This is a genomic window from Stenotrophomonas sp. YJH_SMC_127 (assembly GCF_059372445.1).
The window spans coordinates 392,879-407,157 of record NZ_JCAFVO010000003.1; the positions used below are offsets into that span (position 1 = coordinate 392,879).

At 66.5% G+C, this 14,279-nt stretch carries 10 protein-coding genes; 7 read left to right on the top strand and 3 right to left on the bottom strand.

Translation table 11 applies throughout. The features are described 5' to 3' along the window. Positions 1-153: 153 nt before the first annotated feature. The 3 genes from AC5QAB_RS10140 to AC5QAB_RS10150 all read left to right on the top strand — a co-directional run bounded on the left by AC5QAB_RS10140 (position 154) and on the right by AC5QAB_RS10150 (position 3,800). Positions 154-696: a hypothetical protein gene (locus tag AC5QAB_RS10140; protein WP_234413132.1), complete on the top strand. Its 543-nt coding sequence runs from the start codon at positions 154-156 to the stop codon at positions 694-696. A 91-nt stretch (positions 697-787) separates the two neighbouring features. Continuing rightward, positions 788-1,936 carry an acetyltransferase domain-containing protein gene (locus AC5QAB_RS10145; RefSeq protein ID WP_495233369.1) on the top strand — a complete coding sequence of 383 codons (1,149 nt, stop codon included), beginning with the start codon at positions 788-790 and terminating at the stop codon, positions 1,934-1,936. Positions 1,937-2,045: 109 nt separating this feature from the next. Continuing rightward, positions 2,046-3,800 carry a peptide MFS transporter gene (locus AC5QAB_RS10150; RefSeq protein WP_014646346.1) on the top strand — a complete coding sequence of 585 codons (1,755 nt, stop codon included), beginning with the start codon at positions 2,046-2,048 and terminating at the stop codon, positions 3,798-3,800. Positions 3,801-3,809: 9 nt separating this feature from the next. On the opposite strand, the gene AC5QAB_RS10155 is transcribed toward AC5QAB_RS10150, so the two are convergent. The 3 genes from AC5QAB_RS10155 to AC5QAB_RS10165 form a co-directional block, all read right to left on the bottom strand. Next, positions 3,810-5,207, bottom strand: coding sequence for a hypothetical protein (locus AC5QAB_RS10155; protein WP_197562050.1), 1,398 nt, complete (start codon positions 5,205-5,207; stop codon positions 3,810-3,812). Positions 5,208-5,343: 136 nt separating this feature from the next. Next, on the bottom strand, positions 5,344-7,332 hold the full coding sequence (locus tag AC5QAB_RS10160; protein WP_032961341.1) for an alpha/beta hydrolase family protein: 1,989 nt from the start codon (positions 7,330-7,332) through the stop codon (positions 5,344-5,346). Positions 7,333-7,495: 163 nt separating this feature from the next. Next, a complete protein-coding gene (locus tag AC5QAB_RS10165; protein ID WP_005415673.1) occupies positions 7,496-8,131 on the bottom strand; it encodes a LysE/ArgO family amino acid transporter in 636 nt (211 codons plus the stop codon). Positions 8,132-8,268: 137 nt separating this feature from the next. Between AC5QAB_RS10165 and AC5QAB_RS10170 the strand changes: the two genes are divergently transcribed. From AC5QAB_RS10170 to AC5QAB_RS10185, 4 genes are all read left to right on the top strand, one after another. Then, positions 8,269-9,174, top strand: coding sequence for a LysR family transcriptional regulator ArgP (locus AC5QAB_RS10170; protein ID WP_049406408.1), 906 nt, complete (start codon positions 8,269-8,271; stop codon positions 9,172-9,174). Positions 9,175-9,359: 185 nt separating this feature from the next. Further along, positions 9,360-9,806, top strand: coding sequence for a GNAT family N-acetyltransferase (locus tag AC5QAB_RS10175; protein WP_014646343.1), 447 nt, complete (start codon positions 9,360-9,362; stop codon positions 9,804-9,806). A gap of 191 nt (positions 9,807-9,997) precedes the next feature. Then, complete coding sequence (gene mqo, locus AC5QAB_RS10180; RefSeq protein WP_046429482.1) at positions 9,998-11,686, top strand: malate dehydrogenase (quinone); 1,689 nt, start codon at positions 9,998-10,000, stop codon at positions 11,684-11,686. Between the two features lie 327 nt (positions 11,687-12,013). Then, a complete protein-coding gene (locus AC5QAB_RS10185) occupies positions 12,014-14,206 on the top strand; it encodes a TonB-dependent siderophore receptor (RefSeq protein ID WP_049406405.1) in 2,193 nt (730 codons plus the stop codon). Positions 14,207-14,279 lie beyond the last annotated feature (73 nt).

Sequence of the window (14,279 nt, forward strand, 5' to 3'; positions counted from 1 at the left end):
AACGCATCAAGCGCATGGGGCACATCCCGGACGGCTGCCGGGCCTCGCGGTCTCTTGTCCTGCAGGGGCCAGGCCAACCAGTCCTGCAGCATTCCAGCCATCATCGTTTGAAGTGCCTCAACGCCCCGTGCATCGTGTTCATGATCTGAACCGATGACGCTGAGCCGCCCGATGAACAACCCACTGCGGATCCGCCCGATCAAATCACCGGTCGTGGCTCTCGTGACCCTGATCTGCCTGATGCCGCTTTGCGACTACGCATCTGCCTGGAGCCGCATTGGCGAAGTCGAGATCACCGACCACGCCGGCAAACCCTGTTTCGGACTACCCAAGAAAGAGCGCAAGCGTATCGGTAAAACTCCGGAGGTGTTTGGTGTGGAGGTGCATGACGCAATTGCTCCACCGCTGCGGCGGCAATGGTCTTTCTACTTTGCCCATCCCGCATCAATCCCACTTCCACCCGGAGCCTGCGTGGTCTACGGAGAAGTGCCAGTCAACGCCATTTCAAGGCAAGCGGCCATGCCACTGCAGCCCGGACGCCTGTACGACGTTTCGCTGTCGGCCACCAGGACCGGCGCCACGCAATACCACAGCGCCCGATTCTGCTTGAAGGCCAACCCCGACGGGAGCCTGCGAGCGATCCAGGTCCACTACGACGAGGCACTGGGCTGGAGCCCCTCGGTTTGCCTGCCCTGAGCCGACGCGCGCGCTCGTCGGAGCAGCCCAGCACGCGCTGGAAGTACGCAATTGTTATGTTATATCCTGTCACGCCGACCGAACCTCGTACGTGGCCCCTTCCCCCACTAACCGCCTGGCCTCCATCGACCAGCTGCGCGGCACCGTGATGCTGTTGATGCTGCTGGACCACGTGCGTGAGACCTTCTTCCTGCAGCACCAGGTGAGCGACCCGATGGACGCAGCGACGGTCTCCCCTGCGCTGTTCGCCTGCCGTCTGCTGGCCCACCTGTGCGCCCCCGTGTTCGTGCTGCTGACCGGGCTGTCGGCCTGGCTGTACGGCCAGCGCCAGGCGGATCCGCGCGGGGCCACAGCTGCGTTCCTGCTCAAGCGCGGGCTGGTCCTGGTGGTGCTGGAACTGACCCTGGTGAATTTCGCCTGGACCTTCCAGCTGCCGCCGGAAACGCTGTACCTGCAGGTGATCTGGGCCATCGGGCTGAGCATGATCGCACTGGCCGGGCTGCTATGGCTGCCCCGCCCCGTCCTGCTGGCGGTCGCGGTCGCGGTGGTGGCCGGGCACAACCTGTTCGACGGCTTACGGGTGCAAGGCAATGGCCTGCTGGCGCTATTGTGGAAAGTGCTGCACCAGCGCGACTGGATCGAGGCCGGCGCGCTGCGCCTGCGCACCTCCTATCCAGTACTGCCGTGGATCGGGGTGATTGCGCTGGGTTATCTGATGGGGCCCTGGTTCGGCCGCGCGCGCGCGCCGGAGCAGCGCCAGCGCTGGCTGCTGTGGGCAGGCGTCAGCGCGCTGGCCCTGTTCGCGCTGCTGCGGTTCGCCAACCAGTATGGGGATGCTCCCTGGTCGTACCAGACCACTACGCTGCGCACGTGGTTGAGCATCTTCAACGTCACCAAGTACCCGCCGTCATTGCAGTTCCTGTTGCTGACCCTGGGCGTGGGGCTGTTGCTGCTGCGCTTGTACGAATGGCCGCCCCTCGCGCGTGCGCTGCGCCCGGTGTCCGATATCGGCGCCGCGCCGATGTTCTTCTACCTGCTGCACCTGTACGTGCTGAAAGGGCTGTACCTGGCCGCGTTGGCGGCCTGGGGGCCGACCCATGGCGAACTGTATGCCCTGGATTCGGTCAGCGGCCTGCTGCTGGTGGCCTGTGCGCTGGCGGTGGTGCTGTACCCGCCGACGCGGGCCTTCGCGCGGTTCAAAGCGCGAAGGCGCGATCTGCCTTGGTTGCGATACCTGTGAGCGGTGGCCGCCGGGGGAGCGCCATCCCTGCATGGCGTGGATCCACCGGCGGCTGCCTGCCCAGGCCCAGAGGCCTATAATCGCGCCCTTTCCGCTGTCCCCGCCGTCGATGACCGTTGCCGCCTCTGCTTCCGACGACTTCCTGGGCCACCCCAAGGGCGTCTACGTCTGCTTCTTCACTGAAATGTGGGAGCGCTTCTCCTTCTACGGCATGAAGGCGCTGTTGCTGCTGTACCTGACCAAATACCACCTGTTCGGCGACAAGGCCGGCCTGGACCTGCTCGGTGCCTACGGTGGCCTGGTGTACTGCATCCCGGTGTTCGGCGGCATGCTGGCCGACCGCTGGCTGGGCATGCGCCGGGCAGTGCTGTTCGGCGGTATCCTGCTGGTACTCGGCCACCTCGGCATGGCCTTCGAGGGCCACGCCGCGTACCGGGTGAACGGCGAAGTGGTGCGCGACACCTCGGCGCTGGCGGTGACCTACCTGTCGCTGGCGCTGATCATCATGGGCGTCGGCTTCCTGAAGCCGAACATCTCCACCATTGTCGGCAAGCTGTACGCCAAGGACGACCCGCGTCGCGACTCGGGCTTTTCGCTGTTCTACGCCGGCATCAACCTCGGCGCGCTGTTCTCGTCCCTGGTGTGTGGCTTCCTCGGTGAGGCCTACGGCTGGAAGTACGGTTTCGGTGCGGCCGGCATCGGCATGCTGGCCGGCCTGGCGATGTTCCTGTGGGGCCAGAAGTACCTGCAGGGCCATGCCGAACCGCCGCAACCGGCGGCGCTGAAGCAGAAGGTGCTGGGCCTGCCACGCGAATGGCTCATCTATCTGTGCGCGGTGCTCGGCGTGCTGCCGGTGGCATGGCTGATGTGGGCCGCCGGCAACGGCGCGTTCGCGCTGGGCGGTGAAATCAGCCTGGCGCTGATGCTGATGCTGGTGGTGCTGGGCGGCGTGCTGGTCTGGTTCGCCTGGTTCACCGGCACGAAATGCACGCCGGTGCAGCGCCAGCAGATGATCGCGCTGATGGTGCTGATCTTCATGGCGCTGGTGTTCTTCACGATGTACGAGCAGTCCTACGGCTCGTGGGTGACCTTCACCGACCGCCTGCTGACCAAGGACATCGTGCCCTCGCTGGTGATCACCGGCGGCACGCCGCTGCCGTGGTCGATCCTCTCGCTGCTGCTGGCACCGCTCGGCTTCGTGGTCAGCGCGCGCCTGTCGGAACGGCGCCCGGGCTCGGCCGCGCCGCGCACGTTCTTCGCCGCCATCGTCGTACTGATGCTGGTGCTGCTGGTGCGCGACTGCCTGGTGATTCCGCAGACCGCCGGCTCGCTGACCTACCTCGGCGGCCTGTTCCTGGTGCTGCTGGCGCCTGCCTTCGCCGCGTTGTGGACGTGGATGGACCGCCGCGGCTGGGAACCGGGCAAGCCGGTGAAGTCAGCCTGGGGCCTGGTGATCGGCGCGCTGTCGTTCGTGCCGCTGGCGCTGGCCGCACAGCAGGTGGGCGCCACCGGCGAGATGGCCAGCGTGTGGTGGCTGGTGCTGGCCTACTTCCTGCTGGCCAGCGGCGAGATGTGCCTCTCGCCGGTCGGCCTGTCGGCGGTGACCCAGCTGGCCGTGCCGCGGGTGATGAGCCTGATGATGGGCACCTGGTTCCTGGCCACCGCATTCTCGGAAACGCTGGCCGCGCTGTTCGGCAAGCTGGCCGCGATCGAGGTGCCGGAAGGCGAATCGCTGGACATGGTGGCTGCCGCCGGTGCCTACGCGCACCTGTTCTGGCTGCTGATGTGGATCGGCCTGGGTTGCGCGTTGGCGGCCTTCATCGCCGCGCCGCTGCTGAAGAAGATGATGCACGGGGTGAAGTAAGTCCCGACGTCATTGCCAACCGCCACGCATGGCGTCGGCCATCTGCAGCCGCATGCTCTGGATTTTGTCGCGGGTATCTTCGTCCAGGGCTGAAGGATCGATGTTCTGCACGCGCAACACGTCCGGCAGGAAGCGGCTGATGTTGGACGGCTTGCCCCACTCGTCGACCACCGGCGTCGGCAGCAGCGTGCGCGCCTGCAAAGCCGCGTGCGCGCCGACGGGCAAGTCCCAACGCTGGGCATGCGCGCTCCAGCCGAGGGTGGTGAAGCCGATCAGGGTGGTACTTCCGACGCTGCCGATGGACGTGCGCAACGCCCCCAACACCTGCCGGTAGTGCTGTTCCAGCGCATCTTTTGGAAGGGATGCGGCCATTTCCGGCACCGCAATGGCATCCAGCGCCGGTACCGTGCATCGAACTTCCATGCGCGCGCGCCGGCCTTCTTCGTCGATGAGCTGTGCTCGCACCGGCTGACATTGCAGGGGCGAGACCGCTGCCGCGGCAACATAGGCCTCCACATCACTGCGCAGTGACTCGCGCAGAACGGGCGGTATCCATAGCAGGATCTGGGTGGTCAGCTCCTCCGAGGCCGGTTGTCCAAGGGCCTGTTCGCTGAAGTCTGCGAACAGCGCCTTCTGTGCGACTGCATCCACGGGCCGCACTTCGTCCATGGAGATCGACCGTCTGGCGAGTGTCTCGACCAGCCGCCGATCACCGGACCACGCGCGCCCCTTCCAGAACGAAAGCAGCTGCATGTCACCACCGTCTGCCCGGGGCCAGTGCCGATCACGCGCCATGCCCGCCTGCAGATCGGCAAGCAACTGCCCCGCTATCGGGCGGCGCCCCTGCTTGAGCACGTCTATCGCGGCCAACGCGAGAACCCTGTGAGCCGAAATGTAGGAGGTGATGCATCGGTATTGAACGTCGACAACCGTTGCATGAGCCGGCAGCGGGGTGTCCCCGAAGCGCTCCAACGCATAACCGTGCAGCGGCGCATTCTCCGGCTGTTCCTTGACGCCGTGCGCCATGCAGCGCGAAGCGCCAGCGCTGTTGGCGTCCGCCAGCAGTTTCCGCGCTGCCTGCGCTTCGGACCCCGCTGCTTCCACACCGTACAGCGCGTCAATCCAGCTGTCCGTCAGCCCGGTTGCCAATGCAATCGCGCGGGTCATCATCCTGACCTCGCGCTCAGCGTCCGCGGGCATGTCGACCGCGGCCCCCGTCAACCATCGATGCAGCTGCAACCCCTCCTCGTGGACCGCGCCGGTAGCGAGCAGCGAGCGTGCGACTTCATCGGCCTCGTAGCGTTCCCCCACCTCGGCTTGCACGTCCAGGACCAGCAAGCCGAGACAGGCGAATGCCAGCGTTCCGCACCGGGCAAGCACAGGTGTGCATCGATCAGGGAGGGCCATGGCAACACCGTATCGGGGAAACAAGCATGATCCCCACGCAGCAGGCACATATGCTATGCAACTTGTTTCAAATACGATCTGTGCGGTCATCGCACCTCAGTGCCTGCGGGGGACCACTCCCCCGCAGGCACTGGGCTCAGGGCGCCTTGTCCTTGCCGGCCACGGGCGCGGTCGTCGCGGTCTTGCCCCCCAGGCTGCGCGCCAGGAACGCCAGCAGCTTGTCGTAGTACTCGCTGCGATGCGCCTCGGTGTAGAAGCCGTGGCCTTCGGTCTTGTAGTACAGGCTTTCCACCGGCGTGCCGGCGCGCTTGAGCGCCGCTTCCATGCGCTCGGTATGCTGGATCGGCGCACGCTTGTCTTCGCCACCGGCCGCGAGGAACACCGGCACCTTGATCCGTTCGGCCAGGTTCACCGGCGACACCGCGCCCAGCTTGGCCGGATCACCCAGCCATTCGCGCAGGTAGGTCACGCCTGAGCCGCGGTCCTGGATATCGCCACGGGTGTACATCATCGGCAGGTCGTAGACCCCCACATAGCCGGCCGCGCACTGATACAGCCCGGGTTCGCGGGCCGCCCCCATCATCGCCGAGTAGGCCCCGTAGCTGGCGCCATAGATGCAGATGCGACGAGCATCGGCGATGCCTTCGCTGATTGCCCAGCGGGTGGCATCGGTGACATCGTCCTGCATCGCCGCGCCCCACTGCTGCGCACCGGCCTGGGTGTGGGCCCGGCCGTAATTGCCCGACCCACGGAAGTTGACCTGCAGCACGGCATATCCGGCGGCGGCCAGCATCTGGGTTTCGCGGTCGTACTGGCCGGAATCGAAGATGTCGAACGGACCGCCATGCGGCATCACCACCATCGGCAGGTTGCGGCCGTTGCTGCCGGACGGCAGGGTCAGGAAGCCATGCAACGGCAGCCCGTCCCGCGCCTTCAGTGCAATCGGCTTCACGCTGGCACTGCGGTCCACGTCAATCCAGTCGCTGCGGCTGATCAGGTGGTCAGCCTTGCGCGCCACCGTGTCGTAGACGTAGAAATCGCCCGGGTTCGAGCCCGACCAGGTTTCCACCAGCACGACACGGCCATCGCGGGTGCTGGAGGTGATGTAGACCGGCCCTCCGAAGGCGGCTTCCAGGCTGCGGTACAGGCGCGCCTCCGGCGACTTCTCGTCGAAGAACCGGGTACGCGGCGTGTCGCCCAGATAGAGCGCGCCCACCGGCACGTGGGTGCCGGGCCGATGGATGATGCGATACGGATTGACCACCTCGTCGCGCAGCAGCGTGGCACGCTCGCCTGTCTGCGGGTTCCAGCTGACGATCGCGTCCGGGCCCTGGGTCTGCTCGACGTTGAGGTAGGCCAGGCTGTCATCGGCCGAGAAGCCGAGGGCGGTTTCGATGCGCTTGCTGACGGCCTCGTCGTTGATCAGCTTCCAGCTGTCGCCACTGCGTTCGCGGAAGTACAGCTTGTTGATGTTGTCGCTGCCCGAGCCATGCACGAAGCGCACTTCGCCGGCGCCGTCGGTGGTGAACTCGCCGCGCCGTACCGGCGAGGACGCCACCCGCGAGCGACGACCCGTAGTCACATCCATGCGATCTACGCGGGTGTACGGATCCTCGGCCAGCGGCCATACGGTCACCAGCACGTTGCGCTCGTCGCCCGGCAGGTCGTCGGCCAGGAAGGCGGCCACTGCTTCGACCTTCTTCGGCTGGATGCGGGTCCCCGGGCCCTTGCTTTCGACGCGATAGCCGACCAGCAGTTCGCCGCGGTTGCCGTTGGCGTCGATGGCATAGAGTTCGCCGGTGGGATTGGGTTGGTCGAGCGAGCCCCACTTCTGGGCCAGGCCGATCAACAGGCGCTCGTTGCTGACCCAATCGAATTCCTGCGCGTGGTTGCGGCTGGGCGGCCAGAAACTGCCGACCACCTCCTTGTCCTTCAGGCGCAGGATCGCGATCGCGGTGCTGTCCTCCCTCGGCACCGTTGCCGCTACGTACTCGCCCCCCGGCGAGATCTTGATGTCGGTGAAGGTCTCCCGGCGCAGGTACTGCGTCAGCTCCACCGCCCCCGCGCTGCCTGCGGCAACGCCCCCGATGACGGCCAGTGCGGCCGCCAGAATCGTCCTGTGCATCCTTCCCCTGCTCCTGTGGACACCTTGTCCTGGTCTCCGATTCTAGGCAGGGCAATGGGTTTCCCGCCAGAGCCGGAAAAGACGACGGCACCGTTGCCGGTGCCGTCGTTGCCACTACCTTGGAGAGAGAGTCAGGACGTGGGTTCGGGGGGCGTGCGCCGGGTCAGTGGACCCCGCGCACCGCCAACATGAGGGCCAGGATGCTGAGGATCACGGCGATGGTGCCGTCGAGCACGCGCCAGGTGCTGGGCTTGGTGAACAGCGGCGCCAGCAGGCGTGCGCCAAGGCCCTGCGCGGTCAGCCACAGGCAGCTGGCCGTGACCACGCCCGCAGCGAAGGCCATGCGGGCATTGCCGAAGTTCTCGGCGATGGAGCCGATCACCATCATGTCCAGCCAGAAGTGCGGGTTGATCAGCGAGAAGCCGACCGCGGCCATCAGCACCGCGCGGCGGCTGCCGTCGTCGCTGTCGGCCTCGCCCATGCCACCGCCGCCGGCGATCGCGCGGCGTGCCGACTTCATCGCATACCAGGCCAGGAACGCGACACCGGTCCACAGCACGGCGGTGGTCAGCCACGGCAGCGCTGAAGTGAGCGTGCGCAGGCCGGCCACGCTGGCAAAGATGAAGATGGCATCGATGGCCGCGCAGGTGGCGACCACCGGCACGATGTGCTTGCGCAGGATGCCCTGGCGCAGAATGAAGGCGCTCTGGGCCCCGACCACGGCGAACAGGCCGATGCCGGTGGCTGCACCAGAGAACCAGGCACCGAGGCCGGTGCTGGCGGAGATGACCGAGAACATGGGATTCACTGCCTTGTATTGCTTGGGGGACGGTGCCTCGCGAAGGCGGACAGCACCGGAACGGGCGCCATTGTCGCGCCGCAACATGGAAAAGACGAGCTAAACTTCCTAAACCAACATTAGCGGAGCTTAATTCGATGCGCATCGATCACGCCCAGCTGCGCGCCCTGGCCGCGGTGATCCGCGAAGGCAGCTTCGACCGCGCCGCGCAATCGCTGAATGTCACGCCCTCGGCCATCTCGCAGCGGGTCAAGGCACTGGAGGACCGGATCGGCCGCCTGCTGGTCAAGCGTGGCACCCCGGCCACCGCGACCGCCGAGGGCCAGTTGCTGGTGCAGCTGGCCGAGCAGACCGCCCTGCTCGAACACGATGCGCTGCACCGCATGGGCCTGGCGGATGAGGACCTGCCCCAGGCCAGCATCCCGGTGGCAGTGAACCACGACAGTCTGGAAACCTGGTTTCCGCAGGCCGCGGCGCAGTTCGCGCAGGGCACCGGGACCACCCTGGACCTGCGCGTGGAGGACCAGGACCACACCGTCGAACTGCTGCGCCAGGGCACGGTGCTGGGTGCGGTGACCACGCTGGACGAGCCGGTGCAGGGCTGCCAGATCCACGCGCTGGGCAGCATCCGCTATGCAGCGACCTGCACCCCCGAATTCCGCGAACGCCACTTCGCCAAGGGCGTGACCGCGCAGGCACTGGCGCAGGCACCGGTTCTGGTGTTCAACCGCAAGGACGAAATGCAGTCGCGCTTTGCCCGGCGCATGGCCGGCGATGACCTGCCCAGCACCGCACCGACCTGGTGGATTCCCTCCACCCGCGCCTTTGTGCAGGCCAACCTGGGCGGCATGGGCTGGACGATGAATCCGCTGCCGCTGGTCAAGCGGCACCTGGACGCCGGCCGCCTGGTCTACGTACGCCAGCGCGCGTGGGAAGACGTGCCGCTGTACTGGCAGCACTGGAAGGGCGACGTGCAGACCATGGCCCTGCTGACCCGCGCCGTGCTGGATGCATCCTCGGCATTGATCCGGCGCAAGCGCTGACGCACAGCGCAAAAAGGGGACGGAGGGGATTAAGTCGCTTAAGGCCAATCCGACATCCAAGGCAAATACGGCTTAATCCCCTCCGTCCCCTTTTTCGGGGCTCCATCGGATCTCCATCAAGCCTACACACCGGGTCCATGCGCGATGCGGATACTGGCGGGCCGACCATTACAAGGATGTCCGGCATGCCCGTGTACCTGCGCGATGCCCGCCCCGAGGATGCCGCTGCCTGCATCGACCTGCGTGGGCGCACCCGCGAGAACGCCTTCAGCGCCGAGCAGCTGGCCCAGCTGGGCATCACTGTGGACAGCTGGGCGGCCGGCATCGCCCAGGGCGATTCGATCGGCCGCGTCGCCTGGGAGGGCGAGCGCATGGCCGGCTACTGCTTCGCCGACCGCGACAGCGGCGAGGTGCTGGTGCTGGCCCTGCTGCCGGACTACGAGGGCCGCGGCATCGGCCGCCAGCTGCTGCAGGAAGTGGTCAGCCTGACCCGCGATGCCGGCCACCGGCGGCTGTTCCTGGCCTGCTCGGCCGACCCGCGTTCGCGCTCGCACGGCTTCTACCGCCGCCTGGGCTGGCGCCCGACCGGCGGGGTCGATGAGGCTGGCGACGAGATCCTTGAGCTGGTCTGATCCCACCGTCGCCGGGCATCGCCTGCCGCCCATGTGGCAGCACCGCGAAACGTCGGATGCTGCGTTGCATCAAAAAAGGACCGGATCCGGTTAGAATCACCGATGGATGATGCAAGGCGTTGTTTCTTCACGCCCTTTCCCTGCCCCACGCGCATCCTGACCCCTTCCCCTCCGCCAACGATCCCGCCCCCATGAAGAAATTTGGCAAGGCTCTTCTCGCCCTGCTCGTGCTGCTGTTGCTGGCCGCCGCGCTGTTCCTGTACTGGCCGCTGACCCAGCGCTCGGTGCCCGCCGCCAGCAACGACAAGCCCGTCGATGTTGTGCTGGTCGGCGCCGGCATCATGAGCATCACCCTGGCCACCTACCTGCAGGAACTGCAGCCGGACTGGAACATCCAGGTCTACGAACGCCTCGACGGCGTCGCCGGTGAAAGCTCCGATGGCTGGAACAACGCCGGCACCGGCCACTCGGCGTTCGCCGAACTGAACTACACCCCGGAACTGCCCGACGGCAGCATCGAGACCAAGCGCGCGGTCGGCATCGCCGAATCGTTCGAGGTCTCGCGCCAGTTCTGGTCGCACCAGGTGAAGGAGGGCCGGCTGAGCCAGCCCAGCGACTTCATCAACCCGACCCCGCACATGAGCTTCGTCTGGGGCGATGACAACATCGCCTACCTGCACAAGCGCCAGCAGGCCCTGGTCAAGAACCCGCTGTTCTACGGCATGCAGTACTCCGAGGATCCGGCCCAGATCAAGCAGTGGGCCCCGCTGCTGATGGAAGGCCGTGACCCGAAGCAGAAGGTTGCCGCAACCTGGATGCCGCTGGGCACCGACGTCAACTTCGGCGTGATCACCCGCCAGCTGACCGCCGGCCTGCAGCGCAGCCCGAACTTCAGCCTGCACCTGAACCATGAAGTGAGCGCGCTGCGGCAGAACGCCGACAAGAGCTGGAACGTGACAGTGAAGGACCTCAAGGCCGGCACCGAATCCACCACCCACGCCCGCTTCGTGTTCATCGGTGCCGGTGGCGCCGCACTGAAGCTGCTGCAGATGTCGGGCATTCCGGAATCGAAGGACTACGCCGGCTTCCCGGTCGGCGGCCAGTTCCTCGCCTTCCAGGGGCAGGACGTGACCTCGCGCCATGGGGTGAAGGCCTACGGCATGGCCGAAACCGGTTCGCCGCCGATGTCGGTGCCGCACCTGGATGCACGCAAGCTGGACGGCAAGCCGGTGGTCCTGTTCGGGCCGTTCGCGCTGTACAGCACCAAGTTCCTCAAGCACGGCTCGTGGTGGGACCTGTATTCCTCGGTCACCCACAACAACGTTGGCCCGATGCTGGAAGTGGGCAAGGACAACCTGGACCTGGTGCAGTACCTGATGGGACAGGCGCGCCTGAACGATGCCGACCGCCAGGCCGAACTGGTCAAGTACTTCCCCAATGCCAAGCCGGGTGACTGGAAGCTGGTCACCGCCGGCCAGCGCGTGCAGATCATCAAGCGCGATCCGCTGAAGGGCCCGGTGCTGCAGTTCGGTACCGAGATCGTGACCGACAAGGACCACACCCTCGCCGCCCTGCTCGGCGCGTCGCCGGGCGCGTCGACCTCGCCGCCGATCATGCTTGACCTGATGGCCAAGGCCTTCCCGGAGCAGATGAAGGCCGGCTGGGAAACCCGCCTGCGCGAGATCGTGCCGTCGTACGGGCGCAAGCTCAACGACAGCGCCGCGCTGGTCAACGAGATCCGCACGCTGACCAGCCAGACCCTGCAGCTGCCCTACCTGGAGGTGCCGGTGGACGCGAACGCGGCATCGCCCGCTCCGGCCGCGGTTCCGGCGCCGGCCAAGGAAAAGCGCAACGCCAACGAGGAGCTGCAGGCGCTGTAAGCCCGCAGGTTCCTTTCGATGCAGACGGACGGCCACCTTCGGGTGGCCGTTTGCGTTTGGGCAGGCTACCGCCTGTAGAGCCGAGCCCATGCTCGGCTCCGGCAAAAAGCAGCCGAGCATGGCTCGGCTCTACAGAAAGCGATGCCCCGTGCCGGGAACCCTGCGCACAATGACGCGAATTGTAATGTTGTTAAGAATTATTTACATTTGCGTCCTGCGCAGTGACCGCGCCTCGCCCCCAGACGGACCTGACCGTGCCCGAAGCCGCCGCCCCGGGTGCTGGACGACTGTTGCCGCCCCTCCCCGCCTCCACGCTTCGAGCCCACCATGTGCCTGACCTTCGATAACCGCCTGCCCCGCCGCGCGCTGCTGCCGGCCGCCCTGCTTTCGTCGTTGACCCTGCTGGCCACGCCCAGCGCGTTCGCCGCCACTGATGGCGCAGCCGACGCCAAGACCCTGGACCGGGTGAGCGTGCGTGCCGAACAGTCGGCGCCGCCGGCCAGTACCACCCGCCTGCCGATCACCCTGCAGGAAACCCCGCAGTCGGCCACCGCGATCAGCCTGCAGCGCCTGCAGGACGAATCGCTGTTCAGCATCAACGATGTGATGCGCAACGTGACCGGGGTCAGCGTGTCCTTCTATGACACGCAACGCCCGCTGTACTACGCGCGCGGCTTCGCCATCACCGACTTCCAGGTCGACGGCATTCCCACCTACAGCGGCTCGACCAACCAGGAGTACGACACCGCCTTCTACGACCGCATCGAAGTGATCCGCGGTGCCAACGGCCTGCTCAGCGGCGCCGGCGTGCCGTCGGCCACGGTCAACCTGCTGCGCAAGCGCCCCGGCAAGGAATTCGACGCGTCGTTCGCGGTCAGCGCCGGCAGCTGGGACTACCGCCGCATGGAAGCCGACGTAACCGCGCCGCTGACCGCCGACGGCCGCTTCCGCAGCCGCGTGGTCGCCGCCTACACCGATCGTGGCCTGTATTACGACCGCTACAAGGAAAACAAGATGGCCGGCATGGCGGTGCTGGAAGGCGATGTCACCGACAGCACCACGGTCACCGTCGGCTACCAGACCCAGGACAACAACCCGACCGGTTCGACCTGGGGCACCGTGGCGTTCTTCGACAACCAGGGCAACTTCGCCCATCTGGCGCGCTCGACCAACCTGTCGCCGAAGTGGAGCTACTGGAAGCGCGAAAGCAATACCGCCTTCGCCAACCTGGAACAGCGTTTCGGCGACCACTGGCTGCTGAAGATCAACACCGCCTACACCCGCGGCAACGTGCAGAACGTGCGCCTGTACGGCACCGGCAACCCGGACCCGGTGACCGGCGCGGGCATCTACCTGCGCGCGGCCGCCGGTGATTCGAAGGACACCCGCCGCAATGTCGATGCCTACCTGACCGGCAGCTTCCCGCTGTTTGGCCGCGACCACGACCTCACCGTCGGCGCGCAGTGGTCGGACCTGGAAGGCACCACCAATACCGTGGCGCTGAACTTCCCGGGCGACTGGGCGACCTGCGGGCGTGAGCGCTGCTACTACATCCCCAACGTGTTCAACTGGAACGGCGACATCTCCGAAGTGACCTACACCCGCACCGGCGCACGCCGCGTGGCCAAGACCACGCAGAGTGGCGTCTACCTGGCCACCCGCCTGCGCCTGGCCGAGCCGCTGTCGCTGATTGCCGGTGCACGCCTGAGCCGCTGGGAAACGCTCAGCCGCTCGTACAACGCTGCCGGCGCCTATACCGGCACCAGCGGTGCATACAAGGTGAGCGATGAGGTCACTCCGTACGTGGGCCTGGTCTACGAGATCACCCCGAACGTGTCGGCCTATGCCAGCTACACCGAGATCTTCAATCCGCAGAACTACAAGGACCGCAACGAGAACCTGCTGGCACCGGTGCAGGGCTCGAACCTGGAAGCGGGCATCAAGACGCAGTGGTTCGATGGCCGCCTGACCGCCAATGCGGCGGTGTTCGAGGCCAAGCAGGACAACTACGCGGTGCGTGACATGAGCGTGCCGGAAGGTACGCTGAGCGACGGCAGCTCGGCCTATATCGGCATCAACGGCACCAAGGCGCGCGGTTGGGAGATGGACGTCAACGGCGAGATCCTGCCGGGCTGGACGGTCAATGCCGGCTACACCCGCGTCAAGGTGACCCGCGCCGCCACCGACCTGCTGTACGCCAATCCGCCCAAGGACCTGCTGCAGCTCAACACCCAGCTGCAGCTGCGCGGCGCGCTGGAGCGACTGAGCATCGGCGGTGGCCTGCAGTGGCAGAGCCGGGTACAGGGCTACAACATCGCCTACCCGCTCGGCGGCACGGTGACGGTGAACCAGCCGGCGTATTCGCTGGTGCAGTTCAACGCCAACTACCGCATCAGCGACAACTGGACCGCGACGCTGAGCGTGCGCAACGCGCTGGACAAGACCTACTGGGCCAACCTGGACTACAACAACTTCGGCGAGCCGCGCTTCGTGTCGGCCAGCCTGCGCTGGAAATTCTGAGGCAGGCGGGGTTGCCGGGCTATGCCCGGCACCTTGTAGCGTCGAGCCATGCTCGACTGCTTTTCGATCAGGC

Excerpts from the sequence above, each read along its gene's own strand:
- AC5QAB_RS10160 (WP_032961341.1), bottom strand. The coding sequence starts at position 7,332 with ATGCACAGGACGATTCTGGCGGCCGCACTGGCCGTCATCGGGGGCGTT.
- AC5QAB_RS10165 (WP_005415673.1), bottom strand. The coding sequence starts at position 8,131 with ATGTTCTCGGTCATCTCCGCCAGCACCGGCCTCGGTGCCTGGTTCTCT.
- AC5QAB_RS10185 (WP_049406405.1), top strand. The coding sequence starts at position 12,014 with ATGTGCCTGACCTTCGATAACCGCCTGCCCCGCCGCGCGCTGCTGCCG.
- AC5QAB_RS10150 (WP_014646346.1), top strand. The coding sequence starts at position 2,046 with ATGACCGTTGCCGCCTCTGCTTCCGACGACTTCCTGGGCCACCCCAAG.
- AC5QAB_RS10170 (WP_049406408.1), top strand. The coding sequence starts at position 8,269 with ATGCGCATCGATCACGCCCAGCTGCGCGCCCTGGCCGCGGTGATCCGC.
- AC5QAB_RS10155 (WP_197562050.1), bottom strand. The coding sequence starts at position 5,207 with ATGGCCCTCCCTGATCGATGCACACCTGTGCTTGCCCGGTGCGGAACG.
- mqo (WP_046429482.1), top strand. The coding sequence starts at position 9,998 with ATGAAGAAATTTGGCAAGGCTCTTCTCGCCCTGCTCGTGCTGCTGTTG.
- AC5QAB_RS10140 (WP_234413132.1), top strand. The coding sequence starts at position 154 with ATGACGCTGAGCCGCCCGATGAACAACCCACTGCGGATCCGCCCGATC.
- AC5QAB_RS10175 (WP_014646343.1), top strand. The coding sequence starts at position 9,360 with ATGCCCGTGTACCTGCGCGATGCCCGCCCCGAGGATGCCGCTGCCTGC.